Source organism: Leclercia sp. 1548 (assembly GCF_050435045.1).
Classification (GTDB): Bacteria; Pseudomonadota; Gammaproteobacteria; order Enterobacterales; family Enterobacteriaceae; genus Enterobacter; species Enterobacter adecarboxylatus.
Window position 1 is genome coordinate 14,840 of record NZ_JBNDJP010000002.1, and the last position, 13,375, is coordinate 28,214.

The window sequence follows — 13,375 nt, forward strand, 5'->3', positions numbered from 1 at the left end:
CTTCAGATTTTGTGGTGAAATAAAGCCAGTCTTGCGGTACCCTGCAAGCGGTAAATGCCAATTCTTATCAGAAACTGGGTGCGTTTCGGTATCAGACTTATAATGAGAGAAAATGAACAGTCTGCGACACGATTAACAAAAACAAAGGCGTGACGGAACTTTTTGAAAAAAAGACCCTCAAAGCAACTGCTTGCTCACAGTGCAGTGTTTGGAGTGGCGTTTCGATAACGCGTGGATTTTAGGTTTGGGGAGACATTACCTCGGATGAGCGAGCAGTTAACGGACCAGATTCTGGTTGAACGGGTCCAGAAGGGAGATCAGAAAGCCTTTAACTTACTGGTGGTGCGCTACCAGCATAAAGTGGCGAGTCTGGTGTCCCGTTATGTACCGTCAGGCGATGTCCCTGATGTCGTACAAGAATCTTTTATTAAGGCCTATCGCGCGCTGGAATCTTTCCGGGGAGATAGTGCTTTTTATACCTGGCTGTATCGTATTGCTGTCAATACCGCCAAGAACTACCTCGTCGCTCAGGGCCGCCGTCCGCCTTCAAGCGATGTTGACGCCATTGACGCAGAAAACTTTGAAAGCGGCGGTGCGTTAAAAGAAATTTCGAACCCTGAGAACTTAATGTTGTCAGAAGAACTGAGACAAATAGTTTTTCGCACCATCGAGTCGCTCCCGGAAGATTTACGCATGGCAATTACGTTGCGGGAGTTAGATGGCCTGAGCTATGAAGAGATAGCCGCTATCATGGATTGCCCGGTCGGTACGGTTCGCTCACGAATTTTTCGTGCGCGAGAAGCTATTGATAATAAAGTTCAACCGCTAATCAGGCGTTGACGATAGCGGGATACTGGAAAAGGTATTAGGCATGCAGAAAGAACAACTTTCCGCTTTAATGGATGGTGAAACGCTGGACAGTGAGATGCTTAATGAGCTTTCTCGCTCTCCTGAGATGCAAAAAACCTGGGAGAGTTATCATCTCATCCGCGATACCCTGCGCGGTGATACCAGTGACGTTCTCCATTTCGATATCTCAGCTCGCGTAATGGCTGCCATCGAGAATGAACCTGTTTCTCAAGCCACTCCGCTGATTCCTGAAGCCCAACCGGCACCGCACCAGTGGCAGAAGATGCCTTTCTGGAACAAAGTGCGTCCCTGGGCAAGTCAACTGACGCAAATGGGCGTCGCTGCGTGCGTATCGCTTGCAGTTATTGTTGGCGTCCAGCAGTATAACAATCAATCTGAAGTCAACCAGCAACCAGAAGCGCCAGTGTTTAACACGCTGCCGATGATGGGCAAAGCCAGCCCGGTAAGCCTGGGTATTCCTTCTGATGCATCGGCAGGCGCCGGTCAGCAGCAGCAGGTACAAGAGCAACGCCGTCGCATCAATGCGATGTTGCAGGACTACGAATTGCAGCGCCGTCTGCATTCCGAACAACTTCAGTTTGAGCAAGCACAAACCCAGCAGGCTGCTGTGCAAGTGCCTGGAAACCAAACTTTAGGAACGCAATCGCAGTAATGAAGCAACTTTGGTGCGCCATGTCTCTGATGGCGGGTAGCCTGTTCTTCACTGTCAACGCCTCGGCTGATGTATCGTCCGGGGCGTTGTTACAGCAAATGAACCAGGCCAGCCAGTCACTCAACTACGAGCTGTCTTTTATCAGTATTAATAAGCAAGGTGTAGAGTCGTTACGCTATCGCCATGCCCGTCTTGATAAACAGCCGCTTGCCCAGCTATTGCAGATGGATGGTCCGCGCCGCGAAGTTGTGCAGCGTGGCAACGAAATCAGCTATTTTGAGCCGGGACTTGAACCCTTTACGCTGAACGGCGATTACATCGTTGATTCGCTGCCTTCGCTCATCTATACCGATTTCAAACGGCTTGCTCCTTACTACGACTTTATCTCCGTAGGGCGTACCCGCATTGCTGACCGGCTCTGTGAAGTGCTGCGTGTGGTCGCCAGAGACGGAACGCGTTACAGCTATATCGTGTGGATGGATGCTGAGACCAGGCTGCCTATGCGTGTCGATCTGCTGGATCGGGATGGCGAGACGCTGGAACAGTTCAGGGTGATCGCCTTCACCATTAACGATCAGGTTGGCAACAGCATGCAGAATCTGGCAAAAGCCAACCTGCCGCCGCTGCTTTCTGTACCGGCAGGCGACCCTGTCAGCTTCAACTGGGCACCAAACTGGATCCCTCAGGGCTTTAGTGAAGTCTCCAGCAGTCGACGCCAGCTGCCGACGATTGATACCGCGGTTGAATCCCGTCTTTACTCCGACGGTCTGTTCAGCTTCTCGGTTAACGTCAACCGGGCAACAGCGGTCAGCGCCGATCAGATGCTGCGCACCGGACGCCGTACCGTGAGTACCACCGTGCGTGATAACGCCGAGATCACCGTCGTGGGTGAGCTACCGCCACAAACGGCTAAACGCATCGCCGACAGCATTAAATTCAGGGCCGCACAATGATCAAAGAGTGGGCAACTGTCGTTTCATGGCAGGAGGGTGTCGCGCTGGTTAGCTGTGACGTCAAAGCATCCTGTAACAGCTGTGCCTCCCGCGCCGGCTGCGGAAGCCGGGTGCTTAATAAACTCGGGCCGCAAACGTCACACACCATTAGTGTGCCCAGCGAAGAGCCGCTGGTTGCAGGACAAAAAGTCGAGTTAGGGATCGCCGAAGGCAGCCTGCTGGGTTCTGCCATGCTGGTCTACCTCTCGCCGCTGGTGGGGCTGTTTGCCCTGGGGGGCGTCTTCCAGGTTATGTTCAGTACCGATCTTGCCGCAATGTGCGGGGCAGCTCTGGGTGGCGTGGGTGGCTTTTTACTTGCCCGCGGCTTTTCATCCAGGCTTGCCGTCCGTGAAGCGTGGCAGCCTGTGATCCTCAGTGTTGGATTGCCCCCCGATCAGCTTCGTGTCGAAATGCTCTCTTCTGAAGCCCGGTGATGTCACCGGGCTTTGCTTTATTTACATCTCATAAAAGAAAACGCTGAATCTTCACGCTAAGCTTGCTGGAAGAGCATTTCCCGGTGAAGGAGATGTAGTGTAGAATGCTGCGTTTTCGCACTGAAAAACGTCAGGCTAAGAACAGCGGCCTCCAGGAATTCGTAAGGCATAATTATTTAACTATATGAAGAACATACGTAACTTTTCGATCATTGCTCACATTGACCACGGTAAGTCGACGCTGTCTGACCGTATTATCCAGATTTGCGGTGGCCTGTCTGATCGTGAAATGGCAGCCCAGGTACTGGACTCCATGGACCTGGAACGCGAACGCGGCATTACTATTAAAGCGCAGAGCGTCACGCTCGACTACAAAGCGTCTGATGGTGAAACCTATCAGCTGAACTTTATCGACACCCCAGGCCACGTTGACTTCTCTTATGAAGTTTCCCGTTCGCTGGCGGCCTGCGAAGGCGCGCTGCTGGTGGTTGATGCCGGGCAGGGCGTAGAAGCCCAGACGCTGGCTAACTGCTATACCGCGATGGAAATGGATCTCGAGGTTGTGCCGGTTCTGAACAAAATCGACCTGCCAGCCGCCGATCCTGAACGCGTAGCGGAAGAGATTGAAGATATCGTCGGTATCGACGCGACGGACGCAGTACGCTGCTCGGCGAAAACCGGCGTGGGTGTAACTGACGTGCTGGAACGTCTGGTGCGTGATATCCCGGCCCCGGAAGGTGATGCCGATGCGCCGTTGCAGGCGCTGATTATCGACTCCTGGTTCGATAACTATCTCGGCGTTGTCTCGCTGGTGCGTATTAAAAACGGCACCATGCGCAAAGGCGACAAAATCAAAGTGATGAGTACCGGCCAGGTCTATAACGCTGACCGTCTGGGGATCTTCACGCCAAAACAGGTTGACCGTACCGAGCTGAAATGCGGCGAGGTAGGCTGGCTGGTTTGTGCCATCAAAGACATTCTCGGCGCGCCAGTGGGCGATACCCTGACCCAGGCACGTAACCCGGCAGATAAAGCGCTGCCAGGCTTCAAAAAGGTGAAGCCACAGGTTTACGCAGGTCTGTTCCCGGTCAGCTCTGATGATTACGAGAACTTCCGTGACGCGCTCGGCAAACTGAGCCTGAACGATGCTTCCCTGTTCTATGAGCCAGAAAGCTCCACGGCGCTGGGCTTCGGCTTCCGCTGCGGCTTCCTCGGCCTGCTGCACATGGAGATCATTCAGGAGCGTCTGGAGCGTGAGTACGATCTGGACCTGATCACCACTGCGCCGACGGTAGTTTACGAAGTTGAGACCACCTCGAAAGAGGTTATCTACGTCGACAGCCCATCCAAGCTGCCGCCGCTGAACAATATTCATGAGCTGCGCGAGCCGATTGCAGAGTGTCATATGCTGCTGCCGCAGGAATTCCTGGGTAACGTCATCACGCTCTGTATCGAAAAACGCGGCGTGCAGACCAACATGGTTTACCACGGTAACCAGGTTGCGCTGACCTACGAAATCCCGATGGCAGAAGTGGTGCTCGACTTCTTTGACCGCCTGAAGTCCACCTCCCGCGGTTATGCGTCGCTGGATTACAACTTCAAACGCTTCCAGGCCTCTAACATGGTGCGTGTGGACGTGCTGATCAACAGCGAGCGCGTCGATGCGCTGGCACTGATTACCCACAACGACAATGCTCCGTATCGCGGTCGTGAACTGGTCGAGAAGATGAAAGAACTCATTCCGCGCCAGCAGTTCGACATTGCGATTCAGGCAGCCATTGGCAACCACATCATCGCGCGTTCGACGGTGAAACAGTTGCGTAAAAACGTTCTGGCAAAATGCTATGGCGGTGACGTCAGCCGTAAGAAAAAGCTGCTCCAGAAGCAGAAAGAAGGTAAGAAGCGTATGAAGCAGGTCGGTAACGTCGAACTGCCGCAGGAAGCGTTCCTCGCCATTCTGCACGTGGGTAAAGACGGAAAATAATCCTTTAAGGAGTTGGCATGGCGAACATGTTTGCCCTGATCCTGGTGGTTGCCACCCTGGTGACAGGGCTGTTGTGGTGTCTGGATAAGTTTATCTTTGCCCCGAAACGTCACGAGCGCCAGGCCGCCGCGCAGGCGGCCACGGGCGACCAGTTGGATGCGAAAACCCTGAAAAAAGTCAGCCCGAAGCCGGGCTGGCTGGAAACTGGCGCTTCTGTCTTTCCGGTGCTGGCCATTGTGCTGGTGGTGCGTTCGTTTATCTATGAACCTTTCCAGATCCCATCCGGTTCGATGATGCCAACGTTGCTGATCGGTGATTTTATTCTGGTGGAGAAGTTTGCCTATGGCATTAAAGATCCGATCTACCAGAAAACGCTGATCGAAACCGGTCATCCGAAACGTGGCGACATCGTGGTGTTTAAATACCCGGACGATCCGCGTCTGGATTACATCAAACGCACCGTTGGCGTGCCGGGCGACAAGGTGACCTATAATCCGGTCTCCAAAGAGGTAACGGTTCAGCCTGGATGCAGTTCCGGTACGGCCTGTGGAAGCGCGCTGGCAGTAACCTATTCCGGCGTTGAGCCAAGTGACTTTGTGCAGACATTTGCCCGTCGTAACGGTGGCGAAGCGACCAGTGGATTCTTCCAGCTACCGAAAGGCGAGACCAAAGAGAACGGTATTCGTCTGAACGAGCGTAAAGAGACGCTGGGCGATGTGACGCACCGTATCCTGACCGTCTCCATCGCTCAGGATCAGCTGGGGATGTACTATCATCAGCAGGGGCAGCAGCTGGCGACCTGGATTGTGCCGCCGGGACACTACTTCATGATGGGTGATAACCGCGACAACAGCGCGGACAGCCGTTACTGGGGCTTTGTGCCGGAAGCGAATCTGGTCGGCAAAGCGACCACTATCTGGATGAGCTTTGAGAAACAGGAAGGCGAATGGCCGACCGGCGTACGGTTAAATCGTATCGGCGGCATCCACTAATTCCTGATAAATACGCACGTAGTCTCTTTAATCAGAGGCTACGTGAATTATTTCAGTGATAAATCTCTTCTGACTAACGACAACCCCTGTCGTTGCGTATAGAATATTCCCCCGAAGTTTAAGGTTGGCGCTGATTCAGTGCCACGGCACACGAAACCGCGTTGGCTTTTTCAGGACGGTTTCGTGTGCTGCATTTTTGACGCATTTATTCTATTGGTATCGCATGAACCCCATCGTAATTAATCGGCTTCAACGGAAGCTGGGCTACACTTTTCAGCATCAGGAGTTGTTGCAACAGGCATTAACCCATCGCAGTGCCAGCAGCAAACATAATGAGAGACTCGAATTCCTGGGCGACTCCATTTTAAGTTTTGTTATTGCGAATGCGCTTTATCATCGCTTCCCGCGCGTGGACGAAGGTGATATGAGTCGCATGCGCGCAACGCTGGTACGTGGCAATACGCTTGCCGAAATTGCCCGTGAATTTGAACTGGGTGAGTGCCTGCGACTCGGGCCTGGCGAACTGAAAAGCGGCGGCTTCCGTCGTGAATCTATTCTCGCGGATACCGTCGAAGCGTTAATCGGTGGCGTTTTCCTCGACAGCGATATCCAGACGGTTGAGCAGCTGATCCTGAACTGGTATCAGTCGCGTCTGGATGAAATCAGCCCGGGTGATAAACAGAAAGATCCAAAGACTCGTTTGCAGGAGTATTTGCAGGGTCGCCATCTGCCGCTGCCATCTTATCTGGTGGTGCAGGTTCGTGGCGAAGCACACGATCAGGAATTTACCATCCATTGCCAGGTCAGTGGCCTGAGTGAACCGGTGGTTGGCACAGGTTCAAGCCGTCGCAAGGCGGAACAGGCTGCCGCCGAACAGGCGTTAAAAATGCTGGAGCTGGAATGAGCGAAGAAAAGAGTTACTGTGGTTTTGTTGCCATCGTCGGCCGTCCGAACGTAGGCAAGTCAACCCTGCTGAATAATCTGCTGGGACAGAAGATTTCCATCACTTCCCGCAAGGCGCAGACCACCCGTCACCGTATTGTCGGTATCCATACCGAAGGGGCGTATCAGGCTATTTATGTCGATACCCCGGGTCTGCACATGGAAGAGAAACGCGCCATTAATCGTCTGATGAACAAGGCGGCGAGCAGCTCTATCGGTGACGTTGAGCTGGTCATTTTCGTGGTCGAAGGCACCCGCTGGACGCCGGACGACGAGATGGTGCTGAACAAGCTGCGCGACGGTAAAACGCCAGTGATCCTCGCGGTCAACAAAGTTGATAACGTGCAGGAAAAAGCCGATCTGCTGCCGCATCTGCAGTGGCTGGGTAGCCAGATGAACTTCCTCGATATCGTTCCGCTCTCTGCCGAGACCGGTCTGAACGTCGATACCATCGCGGGCATCGTGCGTAAGCATCTGCCAGAAGCGATTCATCACTTCCCGGAAGATTACATCACTGACCGTTCTCAGCGCTTTATGGCGTCTGAAATCATCCGTGAAAAGCTGATGCGTTTCCTCGGCGCTGAACTGCCGTACTCTGTGACCGTGGAAATCGAACGTTTCCAGAGCAACGAGCGCGGCGGCTATGACATCAACGGGCTGATCCTCGTTGAGCGCGAAGGGCAGAAGAAGATGGTGATTGGCAACAAAGGTGCCAAAATCAAAACCATCGGTATTGAAGCCCGTAAGGACATGCAGGAGATGTTTGAAGCCCCGGTTCACCTGGAACTGTGGGTAAAAGTGAAATCTGGCTGGGCCGATGACGAGCGCGCACTGCGCAGTCTTGGTTACGGCGACGACGTATAGCGTTTCACACTCTATGGCTTTCGAGGTGCAGGACAAAACACAACGTGTTTTGAACAGCGCTTACACTGGCTCCGAAGGAGCGAGGCCGGAGGCTGAGTCACGCGGCATGGCCGCGAATCCCCGGGAGCTTAATCCACTCACTGGCTGGGGTGAACGGACGCAGCCAATGCGCCTGCAACCTGAAAGACGACGAGTATGATGGAAGGCTGGCAGCGTGCATTTGTACTGCATAGTCGTCCCTGGAGCGAAACCAGCCTGATGCTGGACGTCTTCACGGAAGAATCAGGCCGCGTGCGCCTTGTTGCTAAAGGCGCACGTTCCAAACGTTCTAACCTGAAGGGTACGCTACAACCCTTCACCCCGCTGCTGGTGCGCTTCAGTGGGCGCGGGGAAGTCAAAACCCTGCGCAGTGCCGAAGCCGTTTCTCTGGCGCTCCCCCTCTCTGGTATTACGCTGTACAGCGGTCTGTATGTGAACGAGCTGATTACGCGCGTTCTTGAACATGAGACCCGCTTTTCTGAACTCTTTTTCGATTATCTGCACTGTATCCAGGCGCTGGCGGGTGTTACCGGCTCGCCCGAACCTGTGCTGCGTCGCTTCGAGCTGGCGTTGCTTGGGCATCTGGGGTATGGCGTCGATTTTATGCACTGTGCAGGCAGCGGCGATCCGGTCGAAGACACCATGACCTACCGCTATCGCGAAGAGAAGGGCTTTATCGCCAGCGTCGTCATTGATAACAGCACCTTCACCGGACGGGATCTACGGGCGCTGGCAGAACGCGAGTTTCCCGACGCCAGCACCCTGCGGGCGGCAAAACGCTTTACCCGTATTGCGCTCAAGCCGTATCTTGGTGGCAAGCCCCTTAAGAGCCGCGAATTATTTCGGCAGTTTATACCGAAGCGTTAACGTATTGAGTACACCCCGGCTCCAGCCTTCACCCAGTGAGAGAGGGCCAGGGCGAGGGGAAACGAACCAAAATAAAACCGAGGATTGTCATGGCTGAATTACTGTTAGGCATCAACATTGATCACATTGCCACCCTGCGCAACGCGCGCGGTACGGCCTATCCTGATCCGGTTCAGGCGGCATTCATTGCTGAGCAGGCGGGTGCCGATGGAATTACCGTACATCTGCGCGAAGACCGTCGCCATATTACCGATCGTGACGTACGTGTTCTGCGCCAGACGCTGGACACCCGCATGAATCTGGAGATGGCCGTCACCGAAGAGATGCTGGCCATCGCCGTTGAGACCAAACCGCACTTCTGCTGCCTGGTGCCGGAAAAGCGCCAGGAAGTGACCACTGAAGGCGGGCTGGACGTGGCCGGTCAGCTGGACAAGATGCGTGATGCCTGCAAACGCCTGGCCGATGCCGGGATCCTGGTATCGCTGTTTATCGATGCTGATGAAGCTCAGATCAAAGCCGCCGCAGACGTGGGTGCGCCGTACATTGAAATCCATACCGGCTGCTATGCCGATGCCGAAGACGAAGCGACCCAGGCAAAAGAGCTGGATCGCATCGCCAGAGCCGCTACCTATGCTGCGGGTCTTGGCCTCAAGGTCAATGCCGGTCACGGCCTGACGTACCATAACGTCAAAGCCATTGCCGCGATCCCGGAGATGCACGAGCTGAACATCGGTCATGCCATTATTGGACGTGCAGTGATGAGCGGCCTGAAAGAGGCGGTGGCCGAGATGAAACGTCTGATGCTGGAAGCCCGCAAGTAATGGCCATCCTCGGCTTAGGCACGGATATCGTTGAAATCGCCCGTATCGAAGCGGTGATTACCCGTAGCGGCGATCGCCTTGCCCGCCGGGTGCTCAGCGATAACGAGTGGGCCATCTGGGAAACGCACCAGCAGCCGGTGCGTTTTCTGGCCAAGCGTTTTGCGGTGAAGGAGGCGGCGGCGAAAGCTTTCGGCACCGGGATCCGCAATGGCCTGGCGTTTAATCAGTTCGAAGTGTTTAACGATGAGTTGGGCAAACCGCGCCTTAGGCTGTGGGGCGAGGCATTAGCGCTGGCAGAAAAGCTCGGTGTGGCGCATATGCACGTCACGCTGGCGGATGAACGTCATTACGCCTGCGCCACGGTGATTATCGAAAGTTAAATCTTATCCGCGTGGTGCATCAGGACGAACTTGTCCCATAACTGCTCTTCGGATTCAGAATGTGCCGGATCTTTCAGGATGGTATTGGGGATTGGGCACACCTTCTGGCAGGTTGGCGTCTCGTAATGGCCAATGCATTCGGTGCAGCGGTCGCTGTTAATCTCATAAATGGTGTCCCCCATCGAAATGGCCTGGTTCGGGCATTCAGGTTCGCACATATCGCAATTGATGCATTTTTTGGTGATTAACAGCGCCATCAGGAAATTCTCAGAAACAACACAAACAGGGCGGGCATTATACGCTCATTCCCTGCTCAAACCAGTTTTTTTACCAGCGCTTCGCTGTGACGTATGCGTTCCGGGGCGCGCTCCAGATCCTGCTGGACCAGGGCCATAAACAGCAGGTCGGTGAGCATCATCTGCGCGCTGGTAGAGGAGATCGCCGCGCTGCGGGTGGCCTGCTCTTCGGCAATAGTGTACAGACAACGCGTAGCCCGCTGCTGCAGTGCATTAGGCGTAAAGCCGGTGATAGCCAGGATTTTCCCGCCTACGCGCAGGGCTTCATCGGCGGCAAGATTAATCTCCCGACGTTCGCCGGAATAGGAGATCGCCAGCAACAAATCATCAGGCGCCATCGCCTGCACGGTCGCCAGCAGGGCATGCATATCCTGCTCAACGATGGCTATCAGGCCGATCTTGTTCAACTTCCAGCCAAAGTTTCGCGCCACCAGCCCCGACGCCCCGATCCCGGTGAGGATCACCCGCCGTGCCGCGTGCAGCATGGCGACGCTTTCCAGCAGCTTCTCTTCACTGTTGACGTCAAGCGTGGCGTGCATCGCCGCGACCTTCTCCTTGATCAGCTTTTCGCCCACCAGACGCATCGGATCATCGCCGCGGATCTGGTTGTGCACCGGCATGGATTGCGGATTCGGATTGCTGGCCAGGGCTTCGCTCAGCGCCAGCTTCAGCGCCGGAAAACCTTTAAACCCAATTTTTTGCGCGAATTTGACCACGCTGGACTGACTCACTCCCGCCTCGCTTGCCAGCTGCTGGGAACTTAAGTGGCGGGCACGATCGGGCTGGGTGAGCAAAAAGTCCGCCAGTTTTTTATCACTCTGGGCAAAACCCGCGTATCGCTGGCGGATACGAATTAAACAGTTCATAAGGACTCCTGGCGAAATGTGATGAGTGCAGCAAATGCGAATTCTGCTCGCCTGAATGAATTTTATATTCCATTATAATGCGACTATTATGAATTAAAAATTCTTGAGGCACAAAAAAATGAATCTCGGCTCACTGGTATCAGAATCCCGCAATCCACAAACCCTGGATCTCGATGCGCTCTCCACGCTTGACCTGGTTAATCGCTTTAACCAACAGGATACGCTGGTCGCGCAGGCAGTGAAAGAAACATTACCTGAGGTGGCGAAAGCCGTCGATGCCGCCGCCGCCGCACTGAAAGCGGGCGGACGCATCATCTACATGGGCGCGGGCACCAGCGGGCGTCTGGGGGTGCTGGATGCTTCAGAATGTCCACCAACCTTTGGTGTACCGCACGGCCTGGTCATCGGCCTGATTGCCGGTGGTCCGGGGGCATTACTGAAGGCGGTGGAAGGGGCCGAGGACAGTCAACAGCTCGGTGAAGACGATCTCAAAGCACTCAACCTGACTGCGCAGGATCTGGTGGTCGGGCTGGCGGCCTCCGGACGCACGCCGTACGTGATTGGCGGCCTGGCATTTGCGAACCAGATCGGCTGCACCACCGTGGCGATCTCCTGTAATCCTGGCTCACCGATTGCCCAGATTGCGTCGATCGCCATCTCGCCCGTTGTCGGCCCGGAAGCCTTAACCGGCTCCACCCGCCTGAAATCCGGCACCGCGCAAAAGCTGGTGCTGAACATGATCTCTACCGGCGCGATGGTGAAATTCGGCAAGGTCTATCAGAACCTGATGGTGGACATGAAAGCCACTAACGTGAAGCTCATCGACAGGGCGTGCCGCATGGTGGTGGAAGCTACTGGCACCTCCCGTGAAGAGGCGGAAGAGGTGTTGAAACAGACCGGGTATGACGTTAAACCGGCCATTCTGATGATCTTAAGCGGGCTGGATGCCGCTGCGGCGCGCGCCAGACTTGACGCGCATCAGGGATTCTTACGTGCGGCATTAGAGAACTAAAGAGGCATACATGGAAAAAACAGTAGCCCTCGCCAGCGATATCCTTGCGGGTATCGGCGGAGAGAACAATATTCTGCGTCTGGAAAACTGCATGACGCGGGTGCGGGTGGAAGTTCAGGATGATAACAAGCTCGATCTGGCGAGGCTGAAAAAACTGCCCGGCGTCAGCGGCTATGTGAAGCAGGGGGAGCAACACCAGCTGATCGTCGGCCCTGGAAAGGCCGCGCAGGTGGTGGACGCCATGCGTTCGCTGATGGGCGGAGCGGTGATTGATGATGCCGAGCGCACTAAAGCGCAGGCGAAGGCCAAATATAAAGCGCCGATGAGCGACGCGCTGCGCCAGCTGGCAAACGTCTTTATTCCGCTTATCCCGGCTTTTATTGCCTCGGGGCTGATCACCGGGATTATCAATATCCTCAAACGCCCGGACATTGTTGGCGACTTCGCGACCCACTATCCCAACCTGCTGGGGATCCTCGGCATCTTCGGCAGCGCGGTCTTTGCCATCATGAACATTCTGGTGGGGGTGAACACCGCCAAGGTGTTTGGCGGCTCGCTGGCGATGGGCGGGGTTATGGCGGGGATCCTTTCCAGCCCACAGCTGGCGCAAATCACCCTGTTTGGTGAAGCGCTGCAGCCGGGGCGGGGCGGGGTGATCGCCGTTCTGCTGGTGGTAGTATTGATGTGCTGGATTGAGAAAAGGCTTCGCAGTGTTCTGCCTGGCTCGCTGGAGCTGATTTTTAATCCGCTGCTGACAACCTTAATCACTGGCAGCGTTGCAATCATCGCCCTGCAGCCGTTGGGTGGCGTGATCTCGGAATCTATCGCCCACGGCGCTTCCTGGGCTATCGATCGCGGGGGATTCCTGGTGGGCGGGGTACTGTCCGGCACCTTCCTGCCGCTGGTATTGACCGGCTTACACCAGGGCCTGGTGCCTATCCACGTTGAGCTGGTACAGGCCCATGGTTACAACGCGCTGCTGCCTATTCTGGCGATGGCCGGTGTCGGGCAGATCGGCGCGGCGATTGCGGTGCTGATGAAAACCCGTAATGAACGCCTGAAAAAGGTGATCAAAGGGGCGCTGCCGGTCGGGCTGTTGGGGATCGGTGAACCGCTGATCTTCGGTGTCACCCTGCCGCTGGGCAAGCCATTTATCGGCGCCTGTCTGGGGGGCGCGATCGGCGGGGCGCTCATTAGTTACTGGAAAGTGGCAACCGTTATCACCTTCGGTATTTCTGGATTACCGCTGGCATTAACCATCGTTACCGGAAAAGTCATGCTCTATCTGTTAGGCTATTTGGTAGCGGTGATCGCCGGGTTCCTGTTTACCTGGCTGTTAGGGTTTAATGATCCAGAGGAGTAAG

Annotated in this window: 16 protein-coding genes; 14 read left to right on the top strand and 2 right to left on the bottom strand. The window is 55.1% G+C overall.

The features are described from left to right. Nucleotides 1–199 precede the first annotated feature (199 nt). From rseD to acpS, 12 genes are all read left to right on the top strand, one after another. Complete coding sequence (rseD, locus tag ABIE02_RS05405; RefSeq protein WP_231313890.1) at nucleotides 200–268, top strand: rpoE leader peptide RseD; 69 nt, start codon at nucleotides 200–202, stop codon at nucleotides 266–268. Beyond that, nucleotides 265–840, top strand: coding sequence for an RNA polymerase sigma factor RpoE (rpoE, locus tag ABIE02_RS05410; protein WP_032613187.1), 576 nt, complete (start codon nucleotides 265–267; stop codon nucleotides 838–840). Before rseD ends, rpoE begins: the two co-directional genes overlap by 4 nt. 31 nt (nucleotides 841–871) lie before the next feature. After that, nucleotides 872–1,522: an anti-sigma-E factor RseA gene (rseA, locus tag ABIE02_RS05415; protein ID WP_032613185.1), complete on the top strand. Its 651-nt coding sequence runs from the start codon at nucleotides 872–874 to the stop codon at nucleotides 1,520–1,522. Continuing rightward, on the top strand, nucleotides 1,522–2,475 hold the full coding sequence (gene rseB / locus ABIE02_RS05420) for a sigma-E factor regulatory protein RseB (RefSeq protein WP_059307386.1): 954 nt from the start codon (nucleotides 1,522–1,524) through the stop codon (nucleotides 2,473–2,475). Before rseA ends, rseB begins: the two co-directional genes overlap by 1 nt. Beyond that, nucleotides 2,472–2,948 (top strand): SoxR-reducing system protein RseC, encoded by a 477-nt coding sequence (rseC, locus tag ABIE02_RS05425; RefSeq protein ID WP_059307387.1) that lies wholly within the window; start codon nucleotides 2,472–2,474, stop codon nucleotides 2,946–2,948. The genes rseB and rseC overlap by 4 nt, the downstream gene beginning before the upstream one ends. 184 nt (nucleotides 2,949–3,132) lie before the next feature. Further along, nucleotides 3,133–4,932, top strand: coding sequence for a translation elongation factor 4 (gene lepA / locus ABIE02_RS05430; protein WP_032613179.1), 1,800 nt, complete (start codon nucleotides 3,133–3,135; stop codon nucleotides 4,930–4,932). Between the two features lie 17 nt (nucleotides 4,933–4,949). Continuing rightward, on the top strand, nucleotides 4,950–5,924 hold the full coding sequence (gene lepB, locus ABIE02_RS05435; protein ID WP_032613177.1) for a signal peptidase I: 975 nt from the start codon (nucleotides 4,950–4,952) through the stop codon (nucleotides 5,922–5,924). Between the two features lie 223 nt (nucleotides 5,925–6,147). After that, nucleotides 6,148–6,828, top strand: coding sequence for a ribonuclease III (rnc, locus tag ABIE02_RS05440; RefSeq protein WP_032613175.1), 681 nt, complete (start codon nucleotides 6,148–6,150; stop codon nucleotides 6,826–6,828). Beyond that, nucleotides 6,825–7,730 (top strand): GTPase Era, encoded by a 906-nt coding sequence (gene era / locus ABIE02_RS05445; RefSeq protein ID WP_032613173.1) that lies wholly within the window; start codon nucleotides 6,825–6,827, stop codon nucleotides 7,728–7,730. Before rnc ends, era begins: the two co-directional genes overlap by 4 nt. Before the next feature lie 198 nt (nucleotides 7,731–7,928). Continuing rightward, nucleotides 7,929–8,636 (top strand): DNA repair protein RecO, encoded by a 708-nt coding sequence (gene recO, locus ABIE02_RS05450; protein ID WP_032613220.1) that lies wholly within the window; start codon nucleotides 7,929–7,931, stop codon nucleotides 8,634–8,636. Between the two features lie 89 nt (nucleotides 8,637–8,725). Continuing rightward, complete coding sequence (gene pdxJ / locus ABIE02_RS05455) at nucleotides 8,726–9,457, top strand: pyridoxine 5'-phosphate synthase (protein WP_032613171.1); 732 nt, start codon at nucleotides 8,726–8,728, stop codon at nucleotides 9,455–9,457. Next, nucleotides 9,457–9,837 carry a holo-ACP synthase gene (acpS, locus tag ABIE02_RS05460; protein WP_077226732.1) on the top strand — a complete coding sequence of 127 codons (381 nt, stop codon included), beginning with the start codon at nucleotides 9,457–9,459 and terminating at the stop codon, nucleotides 9,835–9,837. Before pdxJ ends, acpS begins: the two co-directional genes overlap by 1 nt. Here the strand turns inward: acpS and ABIE02_RS05465 are convergent. After that, on the bottom strand, nucleotides 9,834–10,094 hold the full coding sequence (locus ABIE02_RS05465; protein WP_032613169.1) for a YfhL family 4Fe-4S dicluster ferredoxin: 261 nt from the start codon (nucleotides 10,092–10,094) through the stop codon (nucleotides 9,834–9,836). The two genes, acpS and ABIE02_RS05465, sit on opposite strands and share 4 nt — an antisense overlap. A 56-nt stretch (nucleotides 10,095–10,150) precedes the next feature. After that, complete coding sequence (locus ABIE02_RS05470; RefSeq protein ID WP_032613168.1) at nucleotides 10,151–10,999, bottom strand: MurR/RpiR family transcriptional regulator; 849 nt, start codon at nucleotides 10,997–10,999, stop codon at nucleotides 10,151–10,153. 118 nt (nucleotides 11,000–11,117) lie between these two features. Between ABIE02_RS05470 and murQ the strand changes: the two genes are divergently transcribed. Beyond that, on the top strand, nucleotides 11,118–12,011 hold the full coding sequence (gene murQ, locus ABIE02_RS05475; RefSeq protein ID WP_032613166.1) for an N-acetylmuramic acid 6-phosphate etherase: 894 nt from the start codon (nucleotides 11,118–11,120) through the stop codon (nucleotides 12,009–12,011). A 10-nt stretch (nucleotides 12,012–12,021) separates the two neighbouring features. Then, complete coding sequence (locus ABIE02_RS05480; RefSeq protein WP_103793078.1) at nucleotides 12,022–13,374, top strand: PTS transporter subunit EIIC; 1,353 nt, start codon at nucleotides 12,022–12,024, stop codon at nucleotides 13,372–13,374. Nucleotide 13,375: the final 1 nt, after the last annotated feature.

Coding starts and splice junctions, on each gene's coding strand:
- rseA (WP_032613185.1), top strand. CDS start 872: ATGCAGAAAGAACAACTTTCCGCTTTAATGGATGGTGAAACGCTGGAC.
- lepA (WP_032613179.1), top strand. CDS start 3,133: ATGAAGAACATACGTAACTTTTCGATCATTGCTCACATTGACCACGGT.
- ABIE02_RS05465 (WP_032613169.1), bottom strand. CDS start 10,094: ATGGCGCTGTTAATCACCAAAAAATGCATCAATTGCGATATGTGCGAA.
- ABIE02_RS05470 (WP_032613168.1), bottom strand. CDS start 10,999: ATGAACTGTTTAATTCGTATCCGCCAGCGATACGCGGGTTTTGCCCAG.
- acpS (WP_077226732.1), top strand. CDS start 9,457: ATGGCCATCCTCGGCTTAGGCACGGATATCGTTGAAATCGCCCGTATC.
- recO (WP_032613220.1), top strand. CDS start 7,929: ATGGAAGGCTGGCAGCGTGCATTTGTACTGCATAGTCGTCCCTGGAGC.
- era (WP_032613173.1), top strand. CDS start 6,825: ATGAGCGAAGAAAAGAGTTACTGTGGTTTTGTTGCCATCGTCGGCCGT.
- lepB (WP_032613177.1), top strand. CDS start 4,950: ATGGCGAACATGTTTGCCCTGATCCTGGTGGTTGCCACCCTGGTGACA.
- pdxJ (WP_032613171.1), top strand. CDS start 8,726: ATGGCTGAATTACTGTTAGGCATCAACATTGATCACATTGCCACCCTG.
- murQ (WP_032613166.1), top strand. CDS start 11,118: ATGAATCTCGGCTCACTGGTATCAGAATCCCGCAATCCACAAACCCTG.
- ABIE02_RS05480 (WP_103793078.1), top strand. CDS start 12,022: ATGGAAAAAACAGTAGCCCTCGCCAGCGATATCCTTGCGGGTATCGGC.
- rseC (WP_059307387.1), top strand. CDS start 2,472: ATGATCAAAGAGTGGGCAACTGTCGTTTCATGGCAGGAGGGTGTCGCG.
- rpoE (WP_032613187.1), top strand. CDS start 265: ATGAGCGAGCAGTTAACGGACCAGATTCTGGTTGAACGGGTCCAGAAG.
- rseB (WP_059307386.1), top strand. CDS start 1,522: ATGAAGCAACTTTGGTGCGCCATGTCTCTGATGGCGGGTAGCCTGTTC.
- rnc (WP_032613175.1), top strand. CDS start 6,148: ATGAACCCCATCGTAATTAATCGGCTTCAACGGAAGCTGGGCTACACT.